Below are 21,629 nucleotides of genomic sequence, written 5' to 3' on the forward strand. Positions count from 1 at the left end.
TTTCGCGGAGGTGTTACCGCCGCATGATCACATATCGGCTGCCAACCTCAAGCGTACCTTCAATCACGCTGACCGTGCCATCTGGCCAGCGCAGGTCGAGCCGTGTTGCGTGGGTTTCATTCCCCAATCCGAAATGTGCCTGCGGCGCGTCGAAGGACATGAAGCCACCGCCAAGCTGCACTTCGCGGGACTGCTGGCGACCGCTGGCATCCGATAGGGTCAGCGTCGCGCCGATCCCATCACGGTTTCCCGCCAGATCGTTCAGAACAAAGACAATGCCGGGGGTCTGGCCGTTGTTGCGAAATAGTGTGATCGGCCCGTTGACCGGGTGCGTGACCATATCCAGATCACCGTCGCCGTCCATATCGAACGCGGTGCCTGTGGCGGTCATCAGGTAATCTTCAACGCCAAAGGGGCCCGACGCTTCGACAAAGGTACCGTCGCCCTGATTGTGAAAAAACATGTTCGACGGGGATACTTCATTGGGTACCCAGGTACCGTTCATGATATAGACATCAAGCCAGCCGTCATGATCAAAATCTGCCAGCTTGGTGTCCCAGCTCCAGCCGCCGACATCCAGCCCCTGTGCCTCGGCAGTGTCTTGATAGGCGCTGCCATCCCAGTTCAGCAACACGTTCGAGCGCAGAATTTGCGGGTGGGTCAAGGCAATTTCATCAGCCTGCGGGCTGCGGGCGGGCAGAAAGTGGTTATCGCAATAAGCCCGGGCAATCGGCTGGCCTGCCGGGATCAGGGCGCAGACCGCTGGGTCGCGCTTTTGGATTGCCAAATCTTTGACCAGCATCGCGCGACATTCATCACGGTAGCGTCCCTCCAGCGCCTGACAGCGGCTGGCATAGCCCGGATCAAAATTGTTGCCGGACTTGTACCACGTCTTGATCTGCATGTTCTGCTGGCAAGTCGCGCGCGCGTCCGGGTTCTGAATCCCGGCGCAGTACTGCGCCAGCGGCTGCATCTTGAGCGTTTTTGACACGCCTGATGACCGCCCCGCGATCTGCGCAAGGTAGATCGCCAAGGTGCCATCGTTTGCCAGATCGCCGGTTTTCACAGCCATCGTGGTGGTGGTGGTGTGCGGAATCAGCCCGCTGTCATGGTCGATCATGGCAAAACCGCCTGCGCCATCGCCGCGATAAAAGTAATCGGGAATGTCGAAATCATTGCCTTCGATCAGGTCTGCATCGCCATCGCCGTCGATGTCGGAAAACAGGATGCTGAGTGTTTCGCCGGGCAGGCCGGGCAGGTCGGTGAATTTGTCGCCGGTCAATTGGCCATCATCGTTCCAGACGATGCGATTGCGCGCCTCTTCGCCGGGGATGCGGCGGTACCAACCGGCGGCCCAGTTGCCCAAGGCAAGATCCAGGTCCCCGTCGCGGTCGGGGTCGGCCAACGCAAAGGCCAGCGTCATCACAGCATCCGGGCGGTTCTTGATCGAGCGCGGCGGCTCTGGGCCGAACTGGCCCTTTACGTTCCGCCAAAGGTAATTGCCCTGCATATAGGTGCCCAGCACGAGATCAGGCCAGCCGTCGTTGTCGATATCCGCCAGGACGGCATGAAATACCGGGGCATCGCCAAGCGGCCCCAGATCGGTGGCGACGCGGGTGAACCGGCCAGTGCCATCATTTTCGTAAAGGTATAGTCCCACCTCGGTTGAGGCGATGACCAGATCCAGGTCGCCGTCGCGGTCGAAATCGCCCGACGAAATGCCGCGGCCTTCCCAGAACGGTGGCCACATGTCGCGAAAAGAGAACTCAATCGGTTTGTCGATGCCGATCTGGTCGGCCTCCATCCGGGTGAAAGGCTGATCGGCGGCGGGTGACAGAGGCCGCAGCGGTTCAGCGCTGACCGTAACGCGGTCGGCGTCGCCGCTGGTGATTTGCCACGGCGTTACCTCATCTGCATGGGCGGCCCAGAACAGCGGGGCGGGGCGCGCGTCGCCTTGCAGCAGGATGTCCAGCGCGCGATTGCTTTGCCATTGGTAATAGCTTTGCGTGGCGACCCCGGCGAGGATGCCCAATGCCGCCACCGCCCCCGCCAGCATCCACGCCGCGCGTGCGCCGATGGCCTGGTAGACGATAAAGAACGAATAGATCGAAAACGTCCCCAGCGTGAACAGCAGCCCCATAACATAGCCCTGCGCCAAGCCTGCACTCAGCAGGGCACCGCAGACCACCACATCAAAGGCGATGGGCACGGGCAAGAACAGTCCGACCAGCGCAATCAGCACCAGCGCGATGAGGGAGTACGACAGCCCGGTGATCAGTGATTGTGGCAGCAGCGTAGCGACCGCTGCCCCCAGCACCCCGGCAAGCAGCATCAGCGGCAGGGTCATCTTAACGATGTACCACAGGTTGCGCAGGTATTCGGAGGCGATGGCTACGACCGAATGCAGCGGATTTTCCCGACGCGGCAGGCTGCCGGGAGGTGCGGGAGGCGTTTCCGGCAGGGCGCATACGATCTCTTCAGGGGGCAGTTCGACCTGGGACAGATAGCGGCAGATCAGCGGAATGATCACGAGAATGATCAACAGGCTCAGCGCGATCTTGGTCAGCGCCATGTACAGTGGCAGCAGCGAGAACAGCATCGTCAGAACCACGATGTTTAGCGTCGGCGACGCAATCATCGCCGATAGGGTGGTTTCCGCCCGCATCCCCGCCGAATACATCCCACGCGCAATTGGCGCGGCACAGTTCACGCAGACACCCAGCGGCGCCCCGATCACCATCCCAAGCATCGAATTGGCAAATCCCCCGCGAAAACTGCGTCTTTTGAGGTAGGGTGTTACGGTCAGGAAACCGGCAGCAAAGAGCAAGCCAAAGGTCATGCCCTTTTTGTTGGTATTGATCCAGTTAAGCGTGGTCCAGAATATCCGCTCCGGCAGGGCCATGTCGGCGGTCAGGGCGTATTTAGCCTCAAATCCCAGTGGATCCTCAAGCTGGATCGCGCCCGACATCATTGCCTTTTCATCCAACGCGGGATAGCGCGAACCGGTCCAGAACAGATAGGTTAAAGTGATAAGTATCAGCGCGGCGAGGATGAAGCGCAGGCTGTAGGGTGATTTAATATAGCTAACAAACATACGGGCTTTTCCAAAGAGTATGGTGGCGCTCTGCGCTGAAAGTAAAATGGATTTCCTAGCTAGATTGGTATTTGCCAGTCTTGCCGATAATATGCCATTCGGGTCAGGAAACAAACCTAGAAGATGTATGCGGCAGAGGACACGATATGAAACTGGTCATGACCATGATCGTGCGCGATGAGGACGACATCATCGCTGACAATCTTCGATTTCATTTCGAAGGCGGTATTGATGGAGCTATTGTGTTAGATAACAATTCAAAAGATGGGACACGCGACATCCTGTCAGATTTGGCCAAAGTGTATCCCATCAAAATTATGGATGAACCGGGCAGAGACCATTCTCAGGGGCGGTGGATGTCACAGTTGGCGGGTATTGCCCGAGAGGAGATACAAGCGGATTGGATTTTGCCAAATGATGCGGATGAATTCTGGTGGTTTGGCGGCCAATCATTAAAGACAGCAATCGCGAATGTGGAAAATCGGCGAGATGCGGATATCAGTCTGATCAGATGTAAAAGGTACAATATGGTATGTGGGCATGATGCCCCTGAGGACGCGCTTTGGGCATCGCGGATCCTTTACCGGGTGGTTGACCCACAGCCACTGCCTAAATTGCAAAACCCCGTGCAAGATTTTCGACCTGACCCACATTTTTATTCCGCCTTGCCAGGCAAAGTACTGATCCGTGCCGAAAACATGATTTCAATCAGCCAGGGCAATCATAATGCCGAAGTCTCTGCCGGGGCGGATGATTCCGACAGTGGTATCGTCGTCTATCATTTCCCTGTGCGGTCAAAGCAGCAGTTTATAATCAAGTCCTGCAACGGTGGAGAGGCTTATGCGCGTAACGAACATCTGCCCAAAAGTGCGGGTTGGCACAAACGTCGCTGGTATTGGTTGTTGAACAACCGAGGAATAGAGCCCGCAATTAATGACGCGATACCCTCTGCTCAGCGGGTCGAAGCGGATGTCGAAGGGGGTATCCTGACAAGGGATGATACAATCATGCGCGCCCTTGCCGGTTACGCCGCTGGCAAATCATAACCCAATTTTCGCAAAAGGTCCCCGGCAATGGCATGAAATTGTGTCAGATCAGGTGCTGACATATCTGTGCGCCACTTGTTGATCCTGCTTGTTGTTGGGGGTTGGGACGCGAGAGTGAACATTTCACGGCGCTCTTTGGCGCTGATCATTCTGTGGTGTTCAAAATCCTTAAGCTCTTTCAGCCGATCGTCAGCGCGTGTGTGAAAAGCCGATTGCGCGGGATGCATATCGAGATCAATGAAGTCGCAGACTTTTTGCAGCACAACCTTGGGGTCGGTCACCAGTTGTTCATAGCGGATTTCAAGGTAATGCGACAGTTTGGGTGCGTCTTGTTGGGCCTGCAATATTTGCGTTTTCCAGTATCTGGCCATTGCTACGACATTTGATTGTTCTCCCGTCCAGACAGACAGACGGCTCAGCGCCACATCGCGCCCGTCCCGGATGATGTGGATGAACCGGGCCTCAGGAAGGACCTGTTGCAGCCACGGCATACGCAGCAGGTTCTTTGGTGTCTTGTCACCATATCTGGGTTTGTCAAAGCGATCGGCATAGCGGCGATATAGCTGGCGCAGAAAGCTCTGTGCCAAGGGGGGCGGGCTGGTCTGCAACAGGTGGCCCAACTCGGCGCGGGATATGTCGAGGTCTGGCCAGGACTGCGTTTTGGCAATCTTGTCTGCCAGCGCTTGGAGGTCTGGTTCTGTGGCGTCGAAATCCTGCATCGTCGCTTCCAGCCAGTTCAGTTCGGGCGGGATGGCCATTTCAGGATGTGCATCCAACATCATCCTGAGCAGGGTTGTGCCGGACCTGCCAACACCAACGATAAACGGCATGGGAGCGAGAGATGACTTGGATGGTTCGAAATGCATGTTCGCAATACCCTCTTTTGAACTGCGGCTGGCGCATGTCTGACTAGGGTATAGAAAAGAAACAAGCGCAGCCATGGCAGACTGCGCTTGTTAATTGTATCGGTTCGCCGGAAAAGCGAATTAGCCGTCTTGCTGTTCCAGAACGGACAGGCGCGTGTGCAGCTGTTCGATATAGATATGCGCTTTTTCCAGCTCGTTGAGCATCCGCAACATTTTGACGGTCATATCAATGGGCGTCTCAGCATTTGTCGGACCAACCGCAGGCAAATGTTTATTGGCCCACATGTCGCGCGCATGATCGTCGATGCTGGGAACAGTATATTTCTCAGGGTCAAATACCGCATCGCAAGGGTCAACCGCCGTACAGGCGCCGCCGCCGCCTGTGGTGATCAGGCTACCGGTCAGTGTCATGTTGCCTGCCTGTGAAACGGTGACAGCATTTGTTCCGGAAGAGTGGTTGCGGATCAGGAATTCGTCACCGGGCGAGCTGAGGCCGATATGCCATTCACCCACCCCTGCGGTTGCAGAGTTGTCAAATACAGCCCGTGGTGCACCGTTGTTGAGCAGCTTGAGCATCTGGGTAAAGCCAGCACCGGTTTCTTCGATCAGAAGCTGAACAGAGTTATCGCTGCGTTTGATGTGCAGGGCCGCTGATGGGTTTGTGCCCGCGCCGATACCAACCTCGGAACTGCCATCAATCACCAGAGCTTGGCTGGCCGCACCCGGCAGGATGCGGAAGGGCAGTGTGCTGCCATTTGTGGCGTCGCGCACGAAAAAGCCCGCTTCGTTCCCTGCCACATCCCAAGTCTGAGCTGTAAAGCCGGACGAGCCATCTTGCTCAAGGCGCATCGTGGGCGTGTTGCCGTCTTTCATGTGAACGCGCATCACAGGTGTCGCGGTACCGACGCCAACGCGCCCGGCATCGTCGACATAGAGCGAATTGGTGCGCGCACTAGCTTCGATGGTGAAGGGCGTCCGGCCGCTGTCAATATCATCGATAGAAAACTTGTTTTGGCCACCGTTGCTGGTGTCGTTGAACGTGATCTGCCAATCAACGCTCGGAAAACTAGCCGAAGTGGAGGTATCCTGCGCTTTGATGCGCAAGTTGTTCTCTTTCAAGCGCAGTGTGTCAAATCCGAAAGATTCGCCATTCACGCAGTCAAACCCGGCGCAGATGGACCCATCGACGATCAGATCGTCAAGGATCACCTGATCCGCCAATGCGCCGCTTGCCATGATGGCCAGGCTTGCGGTTGTCAGTGCGAAACCCCGCATCTGACGTTTTTTCAAAAGTGTCATAAATCCCCCCTTGAGGTGTTTTGCTTCGGATGTTGGCAACCGCGTCACCCGAAATTGATTGGTTATTCTTCTTTGATGTCTTCGGGCGTCACGATGACCCCACGAGAGACGGTGAAATGTCCGTTCAGAAAATATGGCATCGCTTGGCTGTCTTTTTGTGCGTCGCCGCGGCCGTTGTCGATCGGGTTTACGATCTTGACAGTTTCCTTGGTCGCAGCAGTCAGTTCATAGCGATAAATGCCATCTTGCACCTCGCCACCTTCCAACTGGAAAACGGGCGTGCCGCTATCGGCGATGATCGTGGTAACCTTTCCATCCGGGCTGGCGATGATCATCGAAGCATTGCTTAAGCCAGTCCAGTTTTCAAACCAGACGGCGTTGGAGTTGTGCTGCTGAACCGGTTTTGGCGTTTCTTGCGCAGCGGCAGGCAAAGCTGACAAAACCGCACAAAGACCGAGGCTCATCCATTGGGTTTTCATCTTGGCATCCTGAAGAAGTGGCAGGTTAAAGAAAGCGGGCATGAAAAGTGTAAATCAAATTCAACTGGTGCATACCATAAAAGGCGGCATCTGGGCAATAAAATGTTAAATTTGTGGCGCGAGGCTGTCAGCTAGTCTTTGTTTTTAAGTGTTTTTCCGAACAGATGCGCGGCGAGCAAGATTTAATGCTCTACCTGTGATTGAAGTCGAGATCCGTGTTCATCTGCGGCGCGCGCCTGGGCGTTGTTGATCTGTGCCGAAGTCATGCGCGCGCTGTAAATGTTGCTGAGTGTTTTGGCGGTTTCCACACCTGCAGATGCGGCGCGCAGGAGCCACATCTGCCCCAATTCGTAATCCTGCGGCAGGCCGGTACCCTGAAAATATAACACGCCCAGATTTGCCATTGATGGACCATGGCCCAGATCAGCCCCGCGTTGGAACAGCTCGGCCGCCCAGCGGTGGTCATCAAAGTGCGCATCTGGCGCGGTGGTTAACAGCCAAGCCATCTGGAACTGGGCCACTGGGTCGCCGAGTTGCGCGGCGGTTTGAAGGGCGCCGAGGCCCGGTGCGCTGGTATCTGGTGGCAACAGACGGGGGTCATATATCGGGCCGAGGCCGTCTTGGGGGGCGCTCGGGTCGGCACTGTTGCCGCGCCCGGCCTGACGATAGAGATCTGCGGCGCGCGCTTCGTCTACCGGCACGCCAAATCCGTTTTCATAAAGAACGCCAAGGTTGGCTAGTGCTTCGGTTAGGCCCTGGTTCGCAGCGGCGGTGAAATATTCGGCGGCGCGGACATAATCCTGCGGGACGCCGTTTCCACGCACGTGCAATGCCCCCAGATTGTTGAGCGCGCGGGGGTGGTTCCGCTCTGCCGGGGCCTGATATAGTGCGGCAGCGCGGGCGAAATCCTGTGCCACGCCCATGCCATTCTGGTAAAGTACGCCAAGATTGACGGGTGCATCTGGGTGCCCGGCTTCGACTGCCTGTGCATAGAGCTCCGCCGCCCGCGCAACGGTCGCTGCGTCCTTCTCCAGCACAAGCGCCAAATCAAAGAGGTGTTGCGCCGTGCCGTCGGATGCCGCTTGCTCAAGAAGTTGCAGGGCTTTGGCACGGTCCTGCGCAACGCCCAGACCTTCAAAGTAATAGCGGGCAAGGTGGTTCTGAGCCCCAGTATGGCCCTGTTGCGCCGCCTGACTGAACAGTTCGGCGGCCTTGGCGTAGTCAGCCAGAACGCCGTCGCCATTATGATATTTCACGCCCAGTTCGTACAGGGCGCCCGGCGTGCCCGCGACGGCATTTCCGTGCTGTTGTGGGGCGGTCATGGCGGGCGGCGGCGCGGTGTCTTGCGCCACGGTAGCTTGGGGAAGCAGGGTTATCAGCGCGAGACCTAGGACGCCTCCACCGCATGCAATGCGCCGCGTTCTCATTGGTCTTGCGGGGCAGTTTGAACGACCTGCGACGTCTGCGGAGCGCGCGCTGTTGCGCCGTCGAAATAGTCGCGAGCGGCAGTTTGGGCGTCAGCGATCTGTTCAGGGGTCATCAGGTCATTTATCGTCGACCGGGTTGCGGCAGCGGCGTCGTGGCCGCTGGCTGCGGCGATGTTCAGCCATTTATGGGCCAGAACATAGTCGAGCGACCCTGCGGCACCTGTCGTGTACAGTATACCAAGATGATATTGCGCGCTTACATCGCCAGCCGTGGCAGCGGCATCTAGCAGTTCATGCGCCTCGTCTGGGTTGGTCTGCCGATCCACATACCACAGGCCAAGCGCAGTCTGCGCCGGGCGCACCTGTGCCGTGGCCTGTTTTTGCAGCCAGTCGACGGCTAATTCATCGCCAGTTTCGGTCAGCAGTACCTTCACCCAGCGCACAGCATCATGCGGGGCAACGATGCCATCCAGTTCACCACTGACTGCGAGCTGGCCCAGCCGCTGTGCTGCTGGGCGATCCCCCTGACGAAAGGCAAGGTCATAAAGGCCGACTGCCTTGACCAGATCAGCGGGGACGCCGCGCCCTGCGTGATACATCTGCGCCAGACCCCGACTGGCGCGCGCCAGTCCTTTATCCGAGGCAATCTCGTACCATCGCAGGGCTTTTGCATCATCTTGAGCAAGAACGTCACCCTTGGCATAGGCAATGGCGAGGTTGTTCATCGCGCCGGGGTCGCCCGCCTGCGCAGCGGCCTCCAGCCACCTTTCGGCCTCGTCTGCATCGGGGTGATGACCATCTGCGCCGCCTAGGTATTTGGTGCCAAGGGCGCGTTGCGCCAACACGTGTCCTGTCTCTGCCGCGCGGCGGTACCAATCAAGCGCCTCTGCCGCAGACTGGGTTGCGCCTTGACCGGTATCAAGTGCAAAGGCCAAAAAGTACTGCGCATCGGCATGGCCGCCCTCGGCGGCGGCACGTAACCACCGCAGCGCCTCGCCGCTGTCGCCCGGCGTGCCTTCACCGCGCGAATAGGCGCGGCTAAGCTCGTATTGTGCCGCGACATTCTGGGCCTCGCTGGCCGCCAGAAACCAATTGAATGCGGTGGTTAAATCCTGCTCAACGCCTGTGCCATTGCGGTAGAGTAACCCAAGGTAGTATTGCGCTTCGGCCTCGCCTCGTGCGGCGGCATTGGCAAATAGGGCCGCCGCGCGTTCGGGATCGCGCGTGCCGGGGTCCGATAGCAATACACGGCCCAATAGTGTTGCAGCGGCGGCGTGGTTCTGTGCCACTGCCTGTTCCAGCGCCGTAATCCCGGCTTGCGGTTCACGGGGGCCACCCAGTCCTTCCAGCAGAACGCGGCCATAACGATAGAGTGCCAGTGCACTTTTTTCCTGTTCCGCCAACGTCTTTAGCCCTTGGCGGACAAAGACGTAATCTCCGCGCTGCCACGCTTGTTCAACTGCGGCCATGTCGACCGGCGCGATAACTGGCGGCGCGGCTGGTGTTGTCTCTTGTGCAGTGATGGTGGTGCCGGCGCCAATCAGCAGCAGCGCCAAAATCGCAGTAAATTGAGGGGAAGATGCGGACATATTGCTCTCTTTTGTGGCGGTGGGGCAGGCCGGGGTGCTGATCATGTCTTGGGTTTTGGTCGCAACAAAAGAGCAGGGCAAGGCAAGATTGAAGCATAAAGGCACCGAATATGAAGTCAATTGATCAGCCATAGCAGCGCCGCAGCAGCGCAGAGCGATGCGCCGAAAGGCAGGGGGTGGTCCGCCTGCACCCCTTGCCCTGAGCCGCGCTGGTACGCCAACGCCAGACCCAGTGCCAGCAGCGCGGCCAGCAGGACCAGCAGCGCGATATCCCAAGGCCCCGCAAAGGCGCCCAGCCCCGCCATCAGTTTGACGTCGCCCAGCCCCAGCCCTTCGCGCCCGCGCAGGACTTGATAGGCCCACCTGATGACCGCAAAGCTTCCGGCGCCGATTGCAGCACCTAGCATTGCAGTGCTCAGCCCCATGCCGTCTGGCATTGTGGCCATCAACAGGGCTATCCCGGCAAGGGTGGCGGTCAGTGCGTCGGGCAGGCGAAACCAGATCAGGTCACAGGCGCCAAGCGCGATAAGCAGCCACAGGAACAGGGCCGACAACGCAATGCTGTGCATACCGCCCCCGGCGATCACCGCCAGTACTGCCGCGCCCAGCGCGAGGATTTCAAGGTAGAGCGTCCAAGCCGGGATCTGGGTGGCGCAGGACTTGCAAGTGCCGCGCTGCTGAATGAACGACAGGATCGGAACCAACTGACCGGACCGTAGCCGCACACCGCATCCCCGACAGGCAGAGGGTTTGCTGATCACATTCTCTCCGCGTGGCAAGCGGTCCACCAGCACGGCCAGAAAGGACCCCACGGCAGGGCTGATCAGCAGCAAAAACAGAACGAGCGGGACTGAAACGGGCATTCGCGGCCTTTTGAGGCTAAGGCAAGCCGCCGAAATGGGGTGCCTGCGTTGCGTATAATCATGACGCAGGAAAACTGCGCATGGACAAGAAGCGTCGCGTTCATATGATATGCGCAATTGACAAGGACGTTGCAATGCACACTACCCTCTTCTGCCACCCCCCCCGGCCTGATCGCCACCAACGCGACGGCGCGCCTTGCCGCGACGCCGGATTTTCCTTGTTAGAGCTGATGGTCGTGGTGGTGATCCTATCCATTCTGGCGCTGGTGATCGTGCCGCGCGTGATCGACCGTCCTGATCAGGCGCGTGTCGTACGCGCCCAATCCGACATCGCCGCAATCTCAAGCGCCGTGCAGTTTTACCGCTTGGACAACTTTCAGTATCCCACCACTGAACAAGGGTTGGCCGCATTGGTTAATCGCCCGTCAAGTGATCCGCAGCCCCAAAACTGGGCCACGAATGGTTATATGGAACGCCTGCCGATCGACCCTTGGGGCAACCCATATCTTTATCTGTCGCCGGGCGTGCATGGTGACTTTGATATCTTTACCTATGCTGCCGACGGGGTCGCGGGCGGTAGTGGCGTAGATGCGGATATCGGGTCATGGACCCAGAATTAACCAAGGCTGCGACCAAAGCTGCGTCAGGCTCTGACGACGGTGTGACCTTGGTTGAATTGCTGGTTGTGGTTGCCGTCCTGGCGGTGCTGGCCGTGGGGACAAGCGTTCTCGCACTGCGCAGCGGCACGGATCGGGCAGAAACGGATCTGGCTTTGTTTCGCAGCAGTTATGACACAGCCCGCACCCTGGCCATCGAAGGCCGCAGCCCGCAGGGGCTGAATGTCGCCGCGCAGGGCATAGCGCGGCTGCGGCACGGCGCGGATGGCTGGCACGCGCCGGATAGCTTGCGGCGGTGGCAGGGGCGTGTGACCTTGGCCATGTCCGGCCCGCCGCCCCCGTTCGACGCGCCCGACATCATCCTGCTGGCAACCGGGCAGACGTCGACCTTTAGCATAGTTTTTGATCCCGGTAACGCAGCCCCTCGCCGTTGCCAGAGCGATGGCTGGACGGGTTTGACATGTTCGGGGGATTGAGGCGGCAGGGCACGCGCGTGCGGCGCGATCGGGGTTTGACGCTTGTCGAACTGACCGTGGCCATTTTGGTTTTGGCTATTGGTAGCGTTGCGGCGCTGCGTGCCGCCGATCAGTCGCGCCTGGCCATCGGAGGGGGGCAGGACCGCGTGCTGGCGCAGCTTGCCGCACGCAACCGGGCCGAGGAGTTGCGTGTGTTGGGAGGCAGCGGCGGCGGCGCTTTGCCCGGCGTCGTGGTGCAGGCCGGGCGGAATTTCACCCTGACCACCACCACCGCGCGCACTGCTTCTGGATTGGTCGAGGCGACAATCACTGCCCGCGCGCCGGGTGGCGGGGGTGCGGTGCAGGTCGTCTATCTGCCGGTGTCGCCATGACCCGACAGACTGGGCGTGGCGACAGGGGGCTGACGCTGATCGAACTGGTGGTGGCGATGGCGATTTTTGCGCTCGTGGCGATCATGGGCCTGCAAAGCCTGACGGCGATGTTGCGGATGCGCGACCGGCTGACGGAGATGGACGCGCAGACGGCAGCGCTTAGCCGCGGGATCAGCATGATGCGCAACGATCTGACGGCGGTGCTGCCGCTGTTGTTCTATCCGCCTGACCGGGCCCTGCCGCGATCGGCCTTGCATGTCAGTGGCGGTGGCGAGGTGTTTTCGATGTCTCTGGGCGGGCAGCCCGAATTGTCCGGGCGTATCGCGATGCACCGCGTCGACTGGCGACTTGATACGACATCCGGCGTGCTGCACCGGCGGGTTTGGTCCACATTGACCCCCGCTGACAGCAGCGCAATGCAGCAGGAGACGATCGTGCTGGACGGGATCGACGGGTTGCGCTTGCGCAGCTATTGGGCCGGGCAGGGTTGGGTCGATGGCCTGTCGTCACCGCTTGCCATATCGGGCGGGTTTGCGCGGCCTTTGGATGGCGACATCGCGGGGGGGGCGGCCGAGGTTTATTCCGACATATTACCTGACGCGATCGAGGTGACGCTGCTGCGCGGCGCACAGGGTGACATCACCCTGATCGAGAGTTTGCAATGAGCCGGGACCGGGGATTTGTTCTGGTGAACGCGCTGCTGATTGTTGCGGCCTTGGCGGCGGCGGCGGTGTTTTTGCTGGCACGGGCGGATTCCGGTCGGGTGCGTCTGGAAGCGCGTCAAGGTGCGGCGCAACTGGGGGCCTATCTGGATGCCTTCGAGGCGCTTGCGATCACTCAATTAAACCGCGATGCCCGCACTGGGGCGGTGGATCATGCGGGGGAGGATTGGGCGCGCCCTGTTCAGGATGTCACGTTGGACCGTGGCAGGGTGACTGGGCGGCTGCGGGATGAACAGGCGTTGTTCAACCTCAACTGGCTGGCCGATCAGGGCAACACCCAAGCCTCGGAAGCTTTTGATGCCCTGGCCAGCCGTATCGGCATTGCCCCCAGTACCGGCGATGCCATCCGTGCGTTTCTGCGTCCCGGCGGGCCAGAGCAACGGGCGCTGTTTCGCCGCCAGACGCCGCCGCTTGATCCAGTGGGCGGCGCGCTGCTGATGTTTGATCAACTGGCTGATGTGCCTGGCATTCCTGCGCGCGACATGCAGCGGTTGCGCCAGTTCACAACCGTGCTGCCGGGCGATAGCGCAATCAATGTCAACACGGTGTCGGTTGAGGTACTTGCCGGGTTTCTGCCCGCGCTGCGCCCTGCCATGTTGGACGGCGTTCTGCGCCGTCGCAGGCAGGCGCCTTTCACCTCGGCGGATGATTTCGTGCTGGTGGTAGAGGCCGCGATGGGGGCCGCGCTGGACGAGACCGTGGATGTTGCACGCTTTGCAGTGGGCAGCGATTGGTTCCGCGTTCAGGCGCAGGCCGAGTTGGAGGGGCAGACGGCCACAAGAACCGCGCTTTTGATGCGTCAATCCGCGCCGCGGGGCGCATTGGTGCGCTGGCGGGTCAGCACATATGACTGATAGGTCAGGGTTGAAGGGCCAGCAGGAGGCATTTGGTCGAACAGGCAGTGGCCTGCTTGCCATTGATCAATGGCGTCGCAGGCTGCATCTTGCAAACGCGGGCAAGCCCCGTGGCATTGCACAGGATACCGGTGTGAACGATCTGATAGATCATGGCTTTGGCGCGGACTTTATTCGGCTGGTCGACGGTGGCCCGCCGCCGGACGCGCGGCAGGTGGCGCTGGTCCCGGGGGCAGAAATACCAATTTTGGCGCTCGACCTGCCCAAGGGGCTGCGCGGTCAGGCGCGCGAACAGGTGGCCAGACGACAATTGCGCGACCGGACCAGCCTGACAGGCGATGTGATTGAAATGCGGCCATTTGCGCCATCGGCGCAGGCAGATAGTTGGCATCGCGTACTGTTGGCCGATGCCGGTCGGCTGGGAGAATGGCGGCGCAATGCCGGTCCGCTTTGCCGTGCCCTGTTGCCCGATTATCTAGCACTGCCAACCTGTCCGGCGCTCTGGACGGTAGGGCAGGTCGATGGGCAAATTCTGGTACGTCTTGGCCCCGATGATGGGTTTTCTGCAATACCGCCAGTGGCATTGGCACTCCTGTCCAAACAAATTCAACAGTCGGAGGCGAAGCCTAGCGCGATACTCTGCCTGAGCGATGACATGCCCGAGGTCGAGGCGTTGGCCGTGGCAAATGACATCGCTATTGTTCGGGATGCACAGGCGCTCAAGCCGCTTGGCCTGCCGATGCCAAAGGTGCTGGGCCATGGTGAATTGGCCTTTGATCTGCGCCGTAACCCGCAACTGGCGCGCGCCCGTTTGCGCGCGGCACTGGCGCCCTGGCGCTGGCCGCTGCTGGTGGGACTGGGGGCAGCGGCGGTCTGGGCTGCGGCGATGACGATCGAAACCGCGCGGATTGAGACCGAAATCGACGCCCTGCGTCAGCAAACTGAAATCCTTGCGCGGACGCATTTTGTTCCTAGCGGGCCGTTGCTGGATCTGCGCGTGCAAGTTGCGCAGGCGCTGGCGCAGCACCACAAGGCCGCCGCAGGAGGTGGAGCGCCGGACATGAGTGCGCTTGATCTCTTTGCCCGTGCTGCGGCCGTGATTGCGCGGACGAATGCGCAGACAGACAGCGCGGTATCCGGCTCGCCTGATGCGCTGACCCTTGTAATGCGTGTCACCGATTTTGCGGCGGCTGACGCATTGGCCGAGGCGCTGCGCGACGCAGGGTTACAGGTGGATGTAGTCGAGACACGCGTAACCGATGCTGCCGCAGAAGTGCGCAGCGAATTACGCATCACTGGCGATGCGAGGGTTGCAAAATGATGGATCGCTTGGTCGACACCTTGGTGAAGCGCACGGCGCGGGAACGGCGGATGCTGGGGCTGACGGTGCTGGTTGGCGTGCCCTTGGCCGTGGCGTTCGGGATCATGCTGCCGTTGCAGACGGCCTTACAGGCCGCGCGGCACGATCACATTGATGCGCTGGCGTTGCAGCTGTGGGTGGCGCAGCGCGCCGGCGAAGCGGCGATGCTGGCGCCCGCCAGTGTGCCCGAGAGCCAGGCGCCCGTCGGGTCGAGCGGGCTGGAGCGCGGGCTGATTGACGTCGGCTTGCGGGGAGATGTGTCTGATCTGGGGGTGGGCGACAACGGTGTGATCGAGTTACGATTTGATGAGGTCGGATTTACTGCGCTGGCCAATTGGGTGTCAGCCGCGCAGCCTTTCTGGGGCTATGACATCACCCGTTTTCGGTTCGAAGCGACCGAGGTTTCGGGCAAGGTCAGCGCGACCCTGACCCTCACACCGCGAAGTTAAGGCATCCCCTTGAGGCGTGCCGCGATGGTCGCCCGGCGACCCGCCAGTGATCCCAGCGGATCAAATTCGGGGTTGCTGGCCAGCAACTCGGTCAGGGCCTGTTCGGCCTGCATCAGATGGGTCTTGCCTGTCTTTGCGTCGCCATCGGCGAGCGCTGCGATACCCAGTTCATGATCAGCGGTCGCCTGAACCGAAAGCGCTGCGGCCCGACCCGCGCCAGATTGGCTTTGGGCCAGTTTGCCGGCCTCGGCGGCGGCGGCTTTGAAGTTGCCCGATCGTAAATAACTGTGCGACAGCTCCAATCGTACACGCGGTTGCAGCGCGCCCGCATCCGGTGCCAGCCGCAAATACATGCGGTTTGCGCTGTCGAAGTCACCTTTTTCCAAGGCATTGCGCGCCGTGGCATATTGCGACTGAAAAGAAGTTTTGCCTTTGCTGCTGCCCTCGGTGCAACTTGCCAACGCGAGAAAAGACAGGCCGATGACCCCGGCCCGGGTTATTTGGATTGCCTGCATTGTCCTGCTCATTTTTATTGTTTTGTTTTGATAGACCCTATCACGCGGCGGGCATTTCGTCCACAAAAGCAAGCGATGATGGGTGTGGGAGCAATATAATGCGGCTGATTGCTGCGATAATGACACTGCTTGCATTGGCAGCCCTCGGGCTGGCGGCACAGCGGCTGCACGCCACGATCACCATGCCGTTGGCGTCTGCTGATCTGGCGGAGCCGGTCGTCTTGATAGGGGCGGAGCCGCAGCCACCAATCCCCGGTCGTAAACCGCCACACTGGCCCGCATTGTTTGGCGAACCGCAGCCCCCGGCCCCACCACCCGAACCGCAGCCGCCCGTACAGAATACGCCGGAGCCGCAACCACCCGCCCCACCGATCGAGAGCCTTGGGTACAGGCTCAAGGGGCTGGTGCGCGCCAACGATACGGTCTGGGCACTGGTATCTCATCCTACCGGCGAGCGTATCATGCGGGTCGGGGACAGCCTTACCGACGGGATCGTCATCGAAAAGATCGACGACACCGGGATATGGCTTGATACGGGCGGTGGCGATCTGGTGCTGCTCGGGTTTGTCGAGGAATAGCGGCAAGAGAGTCACAGGCACATAATTTGCAGAAGCAACAGGTGCCAAGCGGCGCGAACTGCGCTAGGATTCATACAATCACATGGCACATACCCCAAAATCGGTCATCAGAACCGGATAGGGACGGCAGGCAGAGAGCAGTCTTGAAACAGAAATTTTCCCTTCGGGCGGCGATGCTGGCCCTTGTTCTGGCGTTGACGCAAGGTGCGTTGCTGTCGGTCCTTGTGCCGACACAAGTAAGTGCGCAGGTGCGTCTGGATCTGCGCGACGCTGACCTGCGTAGTTTCGCCGAAATTGTATCCGAGGCGACGGGCAAAAGCTTTGTTCTCGATCCTGCAGTGCGGGGCACTGTCACCGTGCTGGCCCCCGACGCGCTGAGTGCTGCCGAGCTTTATGAAGTATTCCTCAACGTGTTGGAGCTGAACCGCCTGACGCTGATCGAGGGGGGCAATGTCTCGCGGATCGTGCCGATGAACGTGGCCCGCGAGCTGTCTTCTGGTCCGGCGGGCACACTGGCCAAGGGTTTTGAGACGCGGGTGATCGAGGTAAAGAATATTCCGCTGAGCGAAGTTATCGAGGTGATCCGTCCGTTGATCCCGGCCGAAGCAGTGCTGACGCCGCTGCCGGGGTCCAACCTGATGATCCTGTCTGATCGCGGCCAGAACCACGCGCGGATTGAGGCGTTGGTGCGGCGGTTGGATACCTCGCGCGAACAGCCGATCGAAATGATCCGCCTGCGCAATGCTAATGCCGCCGAAGTTCTGCAGGTAATTGAATCTATGGGTATTCTGCCGCCAGACGCCGCGGTGTCGGTGGATCGGCGTTCCAATGCGCTGGTCGTTTCCGGGTCGGACGATTTGCGTATGCAGATGCGCACGCTGGCATCGCGGTTGGACACCCAGCGCGATAATGTAACGTCGCTGGCGGTGGAGCTTAACTATGCTGATGCGGTGGCTGTTGCCGACGTTATCCTGCGCGCCATTACCAATGAAAGCCCGACTGAAACCGCTGCCGCTATTCGCATCATTCCAGAACCGCAAACCAACAGCCTGCTGATCAGCGCGCCCGAAGACCGTATCCAAGACATCACCCAGATGATTCATTTCCTTGACCGCCGCCCGACGCAGGTGCTGGTCGAAGCGGTGATTTTCGAGATGTCGATCGAAGGTTTTGCCGATCTGTCAGCACAGTTTGGTGCGGTGCTGAACAACGCCGTTGTGGGCGGGGTGGAATTTGCCCTGCAAGGGCGGCCCAGCCTGACCTCGCTGGTTTCGTCAATCTTGAACAATCCAAACCAGCCAACGTCTCCGGGGGCTGGTGGCAGTGTCGGCATTCGTGCGGGCAACTCGGAAAACGGAATCGCCGGGCTGTTGTCTGCCATTGCATCCACCACCTCGACACGGCTGTTGTCCACACCGTCGATTATGACGCTGAACAATCAGGAAGCCGAAATCGTAGTGGCGAAGAACGTGCCTTTTGTCACAGGGTCGTTTTCGCAAGTGGGCGAAAGCAACCAGCCCGATAATCCGTTTCAGACCATCGAGCGTCAGGATGTGGGCCTGACACTGAATGTCACGCCGCAGATCAATGCCGACCGTACTGTGCGCATGGTGATCAAGCAGGAAGTGTCGAGCCTGACCAACACGTCCTCGGCGGCAGGGGGCGAGATTACAGCCCGCCGCGCGCTGTCGACTACCGTGCTGGTGCGCGACGGCAATGTGATCATGCTGGGCGGTTTGCTGGAAGACGGCTCGGGCTCGGTGTCGCAAGAGGTGCCGGGGTTGAGCAAACTGCCTTTTGTCGGTGGCCTGTTCAGAGGTAAAAATTCAAGCCAGAACCAGCGGGTTCTTTTGGTTTTGCTGCGCCCGCGTGTGGTAAATTCCGATGCCGAAGCAAAGCAGTTGACCACGCATGTGACGCAGGAGGCCAAAAAGGCAAGCCTTGCCTTGCAGCCCCCCAATGATGGACAGTATCCGCCAACACCGCAGGGAACATTGCCGTTTGATGGCGCTGATCTCAACCAACCCTTTGATGCCGGATTTGTTGATGACTTTGCCCAAAGCCGAAACTACCCGCCCCTCCCCAGCAGGCTCCGGTTCCGCAGCTCGAACTAGGCTGCCGTTTGCTTTTGCCCGGGATCAGCAGGTGATCCTGGACGGGTCGCGGATGATCGTCGGTCCCGGTGTCACCGACTTTGGCCTGCGCGAGGCGCAGCGGCGTGCGGCACATGTGCAAGGGCTGCATTTGATAAGCGAGAGCGCCGACATGTTCGAGGCGACACTGGCGCGGATTTATCAGGCCAAGGACGAGACCGCAGAGGGTAACTCGCCATTGCTCTTTGATCTGGAGGATACGGGCAACAGTGGCGGTCCGGCGCGCCAGCGTGATCTGCTAGAGGACGCGGGCGAGGCGCCCGTTATCCAACTGGTCAATCAATTGCTGATGCGTGCCGTGACGGCCGGGGCATCGGATCTTCATATCGAACCCTATGAGGGCGGTTTGCGGGCGCGGATGCGGGTGGACGGCTTTCTACAACAGATCATGGACCGCGCGGACGTTCCGGTGCGGCGCGTTGTGTCCCGATTAAAGGTGATGGCTGGACTGGATATCGCGGAAACCCGACTGCCGCAGGACGGGCGTATTCCGCTGTCGCTGGGCGGGCGGATGATCGACACGCGGGTGTCATCCTTGCCGGGCAACTACGGTGAACGCATCGTGCTGCGGATACTGGACCGGTCGGCGGGGCTGATGGAATTGCCGCAGCTGGGTCTGTCGCGCAATCAGATCGTGCTGCTGGAGCGGCTGGCGGCTCTGCCCAATGGTATCATCCTTGCCACCGGGCCCACAGGCGCGGGCAAGACGACAACGCTTTATTCCCTGCTGAAACTTGCCAACCGCGACGAACGCAACATTGTGACGGTCGAAGACCCCATCGAATACGATCTTCCCGGCATTTCGCAAAGCCAGATCAACGCCGAAATCGGTATGACCTTTGCAAACGGCCTGCGCGCCACCTTGCGCCAAGATCCTGACGTGATCCTTGTGGGTGAAATTCGGGACGGTGAGACATCAAGCGTGGCGGCACAGGCGGCGCTGACCGGGCATCTGGTTTTTTCGTCACTGCACGCCAATGGGTCGGTGGGCGCGGTCGTGCGACTGCGTGACCTCGGGCTCGACGATTTCCTGATCGCTGCCACCCTACGCGGCGTTATCGCGCAAAGGCTGCTGCGCAGGCTGTGTGGTCAGTGCCGCGCTGCCGCTGCCCCGGATGCCACAGAAGCTGCGCATTTCACTCGCCACGGCCTTGAGGCACCAGACACAATTTTTCACGCCAAGGGCTGCGATGTCTGCGGTGGGTCGGGTTATGCCGGGCGTCTCGGCATATTCGAGATGATTGAGGTTGGCGCTGCGCTGCGTGCGGCGATTGACCGGGGCGCGAGCGAGGCGGAAATGCGTGACCTCGCGCTGGAAGGGCGCGAAACACTGATCGGACAGGGGCTGGCCGAAGTTGCCGCCGGACGCACCAGTCTGGCAGAGACCCTGCGGGTCGTGGGGGATGTCGCGTGAGGGCTTATGCCTACGTCGCGTTTACCGAAGGCGGCAAACGCCGCAGTGGCACAGTCGTGGCCGAGACCGAAGCCCACGCCGCAGCACAGCTGAGTGAAAAGGGTCTCTATGTCTCGGACTTGACGGCGCGTGAGAATGACGCCGGCACTGGCTTTTTCACAGGTGCGCGGCGGATAAGTCTGAACCCCGACCTGCAAGCGGTGTTCACGCGCCAGATGGCGGTGTTGCTCAGTGCCGATCTAGCGGTCGATGCGGCCTTGGAGGCGGTGCGACAGGGTGGCCATTCCGCATTGGATGCGGTTGCCGCGCGGGCGCGGGCACGTTTGCTGGATGGGGCCAGCTTGTCGGACGCACTGGGGCGCAGCAATGCAGGGTTTGCGCCCTATTATCTCGCTTCGGTCCGGGCGGGGGAAACGGCGGGCAATCTGGCAGGGGTCTTTGCCGAACTGGCGGACCATATGGAAGGGCAGGGGCAGGACAAGGCGCAGATTGCTACGGCGCTGATCTATCCCGGTTTCGTCGCGGTCGTGGCGTTGCTCGTCTGCGGAATACTGATGGTGAATGTGGCCCCCGAAATCGTCGCGATGTTTGAACTGTCGGGGCGTCCTTTGCCGCAGATCACTCTGGTGGTGATGGCGATAAGCGATTGGATCAAGGCGAATTTCCTTCTGTTGTGCCTGGGTGCTTTTCTGCTGGTGGCTTTTGCCATTGCCGCTGCGCGCATTCCGGCCTGGCGGGCGCGTCGCGACCGGGTGTTTCTGCACCTGCCGCTGGTGGGGCGATTCATGCGCCTGTCGGCGGCGGTGCAATACCTGCGGACACTGGCCTTGGTGCTTGGAAGCCGTAATACGGTACCGGTGGCAATCCAGAATGCCGCAGAAGTCCTGACCGTCGCGAGATTTCGCACCGAGGGTGACGAGGTATCAGAAGCGATCCGACGGGGAGAGACCATGTCGCAGGCCTTGACCCATCTGTCGATCATCCCCCCAGTCGCACGACAATTGGTGCAGGCCGGAGAGGCATCGGTGCGATTGGCCGGCATGACCGAACGCGCAGCGGTACTGGTTGAAAACGGGTTGTCGACCGAGCGCAAACGTATCGCAGCCTTACTGGAGCCGGCGTTGATGATGCTGGTGGGCGCCTTGGTGTTGGTCATTGTACTGGCGGTATTACTGCCGATTTTTGACCTGCAGGCAGTTGTGGCGGGTTAACCATTTTTGAACGAATAACGGGTTCCCGCCGGTGGTGGCAACTGAGCCGTTGGGCCCCGTAGATGCAGCGCGTCGGCGCAAGAGTGCAACAGCCCGGATCAAACGCCAAAGCAGTTGTGCGCTGGGTTGTTTTCTAACCCCCCTCATGCGTTACTGGCGAAAATACGCCGATATAGCCCATTAGGCAAAAAGCCGCTTCGGCGTTTCAAAAGATACAACAGGCAGGGGAGATACCATGCAAACTCT

At 60.1% G+C, this 21,629-nt stretch carries 20 protein-coding genes; 12 read left to right on the forward strand and 8 right to left on the reverse strand.

Annotated features, from left to right (window positions below; translation table 11 throughout):
* Positions 1-13: 13 nt before the first annotated feature.
* Positions 14-3,094: an FG-GAP-like repeat-containing protein gene (locus AC1965_RS02440; RefSeq protein ID WP_483885720.1), complete on the reverse strand. Its 3,081-nt coding sequence runs from the start codon at positions 3,092-3,094 to the stop codon at positions 14-16.
* A gap of 146 nt (positions 3,095-3,240) precedes the next feature.
* On the opposite strand from AC1965_RS02440, the gene AC1965_RS02445 reads away from it, so the two are divergent.
* Positions 3,241-4,140: a glycosyltransferase family 2 protein gene (locus tag AC1965_RS02445; protein WP_483885721.1), complete on the forward strand. Its 900-nt coding sequence runs from the start codon at positions 3,241-3,243 to the stop codon at positions 4,138-4,140.
* On the opposite strand, the gene AC1965_RS02450 is transcribed toward AC1965_RS02445, so the two are convergent.
* The 6 genes from AC1965_RS02450 to AC1965_RS02475 form a co-directional block, all read right to left on the reverse strand.
* A complete protein-coding gene (locus tag AC1965_RS02450) occupies positions 4,119-4,970 on the reverse strand; it encodes a sulfotransferase family protein (RefSeq protein WP_483885722.1) in 852 nt (283 codons plus the stop codon). The two genes, AC1965_RS02445 and AC1965_RS02450, sit on opposite strands and share 22 nt — an antisense overlap.
* A gap of 156 nt (positions 4,971-5,126) precedes the next feature.
* On the reverse strand, positions 5,127-6,305 hold the full coding sequence (locus AC1965_RS02455) for a hypothetical protein (protein WP_483885723.1): 1,179 nt from the start codon (positions 6,303-6,305) through the stop codon (positions 5,127-5,129).
* A gap of 62 nt (positions 6,306-6,367) precedes the next feature.
* Positions 6,368-6,826, reverse strand: a complete 459-nt coding sequence (locus AC1965_RS02460; RefSeq protein ID WP_483885724.1) for a hypothetical protein — start codon at positions 6,824-6,826, stop codon at positions 6,368-6,370.
* 140 nt (positions 6,827-6,966) lie between these two features.
* Positions 6,967-8,106, reverse strand: a complete 1,140-nt coding sequence (locus tag AC1965_RS02465) for an SEL1-like repeat protein (RefSeq protein ID WP_483885725.1) — start codon at positions 8,104-8,106, stop codon at positions 6,967-6,969.
* A gap of 101 nt (positions 8,107-8,207) precedes the next feature.
* The gene (locus tag AC1965_RS02470; protein WP_483885726.1) at positions 8,208-9,845 is read right to left on the reverse strand and encodes a tetratricopeptide repeat protein; all 1,638 of its coding nucleotides are present in this window, start codon (positions 9,843-9,845) and stop codon (positions 8,208-8,210) included.
* Between the two features lie 71 nt (positions 9,846-9,916).
* Positions 9,917-10,663, reverse strand: a complete 747-nt coding sequence (locus AC1965_RS02475; protein WP_483885727.1) for a prepilin peptidase — start codon at positions 10,661-10,663, stop codon at positions 9,917-9,919.
* Positions 10,664-10,797: 134 nt separating this feature from the next.
* Here AC1965_RS02475 and gspG point away from each other — a divergent pair, with 134 nt between their 5' ends.
* Genes gspG through gspM form a run of 7 tightly spaced genes read left to right on the forward strand, consistent with a single transcriptional unit; the run spans position 10,798 to position 15,512 of the window.
* The gene (gene gspG, locus AC1965_RS02480; RefSeq protein ID WP_483885728.1) at positions 10,798-11,283 is read left to right on the forward strand and encodes a type II secretion system major pseudopilin GspG; all 486 of its coding nucleotides are present in this window, start codon (positions 10,798-10,800) and stop codon (positions 11,281-11,283) included.
* Positions 11,268-11,756, forward strand: coding sequence for a prepilin-type N-terminal cleavage/methylation domain-containing protein (locus tag AC1965_RS02485; RefSeq protein WP_483885729.1), 489 nt, complete (start codon positions 11,268-11,270; stop codon positions 11,754-11,756). Before gspG ends, AC1965_RS02485 begins: the two co-directional genes overlap by 16 nt.
* A gap of 17 nt (positions 11,757-11,773) precedes the next feature.
* Positions 11,774-12,127: a type IV pilus modification PilV family protein gene (locus AC1965_RS02490; RefSeq protein WP_483885730.1), complete on the forward strand. Its 354-nt coding sequence runs from the start codon at positions 11,774-11,776 to the stop codon at positions 12,125-12,127.
* Positions 12,124-12,792, forward strand: coding sequence for a type II secretion system protein GspJ (locus tag AC1965_RS02495; RefSeq protein ID WP_483885731.1), 669 nt, complete (start codon positions 12,124-12,126; stop codon positions 12,790-12,792). Before AC1965_RS02490 ends, AC1965_RS02495 begins: the two co-directional genes overlap by 4 nt.
* Positions 12,789-13,703, forward strand: a complete 915-nt coding sequence (gspK, locus tag AC1965_RS02500) for a type II secretion system minor pseudopilin GspK (RefSeq protein ID WP_483885732.1) — start codon at positions 12,789-12,791, stop codon at positions 13,701-13,703. The genes AC1965_RS02495 and gspK overlap by 4 nt, the downstream gene beginning before the upstream one ends.
* On the forward strand, positions 13,696-15,024 hold the full coding sequence (gene gspL / locus AC1965_RS02505; RefSeq protein ID WP_483885733.1) for a type II secretion system protein GspL: 1,329 nt from the start codon (positions 13,696-13,698) through the stop codon (positions 15,022-15,024). The genes gspK and gspL overlap by 8 nt, the downstream gene beginning before the upstream one ends.
* Positions 15,021-15,512 carry a type II secretion system protein GspM gene (gene gspM, locus AC1965_RS02510; protein WP_483885734.1) on the forward strand — a complete coding sequence of 164 codons (492 nt, stop codon included), beginning with the start codon at positions 15,021-15,023 and terminating at the stop codon, positions 15,510-15,512. The genes gspL and gspM overlap by 4 nt, the downstream gene beginning before the upstream one ends.
* On the opposite strand, the gene AC1965_RS02515 is transcribed toward gspM, so the two are convergent.
* Positions 15,509-16,027, reverse strand: a complete 519-nt coding sequence (locus tag AC1965_RS02515; RefSeq protein WP_483885735.1) for a hypothetical protein — start codon at positions 16,025-16,027, stop codon at positions 15,509-15,511. The two genes, gspM and AC1965_RS02515, sit on opposite strands and share 4 nt — an antisense overlap.
* Before the next feature lie 119 nt (positions 16,028-16,146).
* On the opposite strand from AC1965_RS02515, the gene AC1965_RS02520 reads away from it, so the two are divergent.
* The 4 genes from AC1965_RS02520 to AC1965_RS02535 all read left to right on the forward strand — a co-directional run bounded on the left by AC1965_RS02520 (position 16,147) and on the right by AC1965_RS02535 (position 21,383).
* Positions 16,147-16,605 carry a hypothetical protein gene (locus tag AC1965_RS02520; RefSeq protein WP_483885736.1) on the forward strand — a complete coding sequence of 153 codons (459 nt, stop codon included), beginning with the start codon at positions 16,147-16,149 and terminating at the stop codon, positions 16,603-16,605.
* Between the two features lie 143 nt (positions 16,606-16,748).
* Complete coding sequence (gene gspD, locus AC1965_RS02525; RefSeq protein WP_483885737.1) at positions 16,749-18,719, forward strand: type II secretion system secretin GspD; 1,971 nt, start codon at positions 16,749-16,751, stop codon at positions 18,717-18,719.
* Between the two features lie 31 nt (positions 18,720-18,750).
* Positions 18,751-20,172, forward strand: a complete 1,422-nt coding sequence (locus AC1965_RS02530) for a GspE/PulE family protein (protein ID WP_483885738.1) — start codon at positions 18,751-18,753, stop codon at positions 20,170-20,172.
* Positions 20,169-21,383 (forward strand): type II secretion system F family protein, encoded by a 1,215-nt coding sequence (locus AC1965_RS02535; RefSeq protein ID WP_483885739.1) that lies wholly within the window; start codon positions 20,169-20,171, stop codon positions 21,381-21,383. Before AC1965_RS02530 ends, AC1965_RS02535 begins: the two co-directional genes overlap by 4 nt.
* Positions 21,384-21,629 lie beyond the last annotated feature (246 nt).

The sequence above is a fragment of the Sulfitobacter sp. KMM 9851 genome (assembly GCF_057178245.1).

What these genes read in the sequence shown, in the direction of transcription:
- AC1965_RS02440 (WP_483885720.1), bottom strand. Translation starts at nt 3,094, where the DNA reads ATGTTTGTTAGCTATATTAAATCACCCTACAGCCTGCGCTTCATCCTC.
- AC1965_RS02445 (WP_483885721.1), top strand. Translation starts at nt 3,241, where the DNA reads ATGAAACTGGTCATGACCATGATCGTGCGCGATGAGGACGACATCATC.
- AC1965_RS02450 (WP_483885722.1), bottom strand. Translation starts at nt 4,970, where the DNA reads ATGCCGTTTATCGTTGGTGTTGGCAGGTCCGGCACAACCCTGCTCAGG.
- AC1965_RS02455 (WP_483885723.1), bottom strand. Translation starts at nt 6,305, where the DNA reads ATGACACTTTTGAAAAAACGTCAGATGCGGGGTTTCGCACTGACAACC.
- AC1965_RS02460 (WP_483885724.1), bottom strand. Translation starts at nt 6,826, where the DNA reads ATGCCCGCTTTCTTTAACCTGCCACTTCTTCAGGATGCCAAGATGAAA.
- AC1965_RS02465 (WP_483885725.1), bottom strand. Translation starts at nt 8,106, where the DNA reads ATGACCGCCCCACAACAGCACGGAAATGCCGTCGCGGGCACGCCGGGC.
- AC1965_RS02470 (WP_483885726.1), bottom strand. Translation starts at nt 9,845, where the DNA reads ATGATCAGCACCCCGGCCTGCCCCACCGCCACAAAAGAGAGCAATATG.
- AC1965_RS02475 (WP_483885727.1), bottom strand. Translation starts at nt 10,663, where the DNA reads ATGCCCGTTTCAGTCCCGCTCGTTCTGTTTTTGCTGCTGATCAGCCCT.
- gspG (WP_483885728.1), top strand. Translation starts at nt 10,798, where the DNA reads ATGCACACTACCCTCTTCTGCCACCCCCCCCGGCCTGATCGCCACCAA.
- AC1965_RS02485 (WP_483885729.1), top strand. Translation starts at nt 11,268, where the DNA reads ATGGACCCAGAATTAACCAAGGCTGCGACCAAAGCTGCGTCAGGCTCT.
- AC1965_RS02495 (WP_483885731.1), top strand. Translation starts at nt 12,124, where the DNA reads ATGACCCGACAGACTGGGCGTGGCGACAGGGGGCTGACGCTGATCGAA.
- gspK (WP_483885732.1), top strand. Translation starts at nt 12,789, where the DNA reads ATGAGCCGGGACCGGGGATTTGTTCTGGTGAACGCGCTGCTGATTGTT.
- gspL (WP_483885733.1), top strand. Translation starts at nt 13,696, where the DNA reads ATGACTGATAGGTCAGGGTTGAAGGGCCAGCAGGAGGCATTTGGTCGA.
- gspM (WP_483885734.1), top strand. Translation starts at nt 15,021, where the DNA reads ATGATGGATCGCTTGGTCGACACCTTGGTGAAGCGCACGGCGCGGGAA.
- AC1965_RS02515 (WP_483885735.1), bottom strand. Translation starts at nt 16,027, where the DNA reads ATGCAGGCAATCCAAATAACCCGGGCCGGGGTCATCGGCCTGTCTTTT.
- AC1965_RS02520 (WP_483885736.1), top strand. Translation starts at nt 16,147, where the DNA reads ATGACACTGCTTGCATTGGCAGCCCTCGGGCTGGCGGCACAGCGGCTG.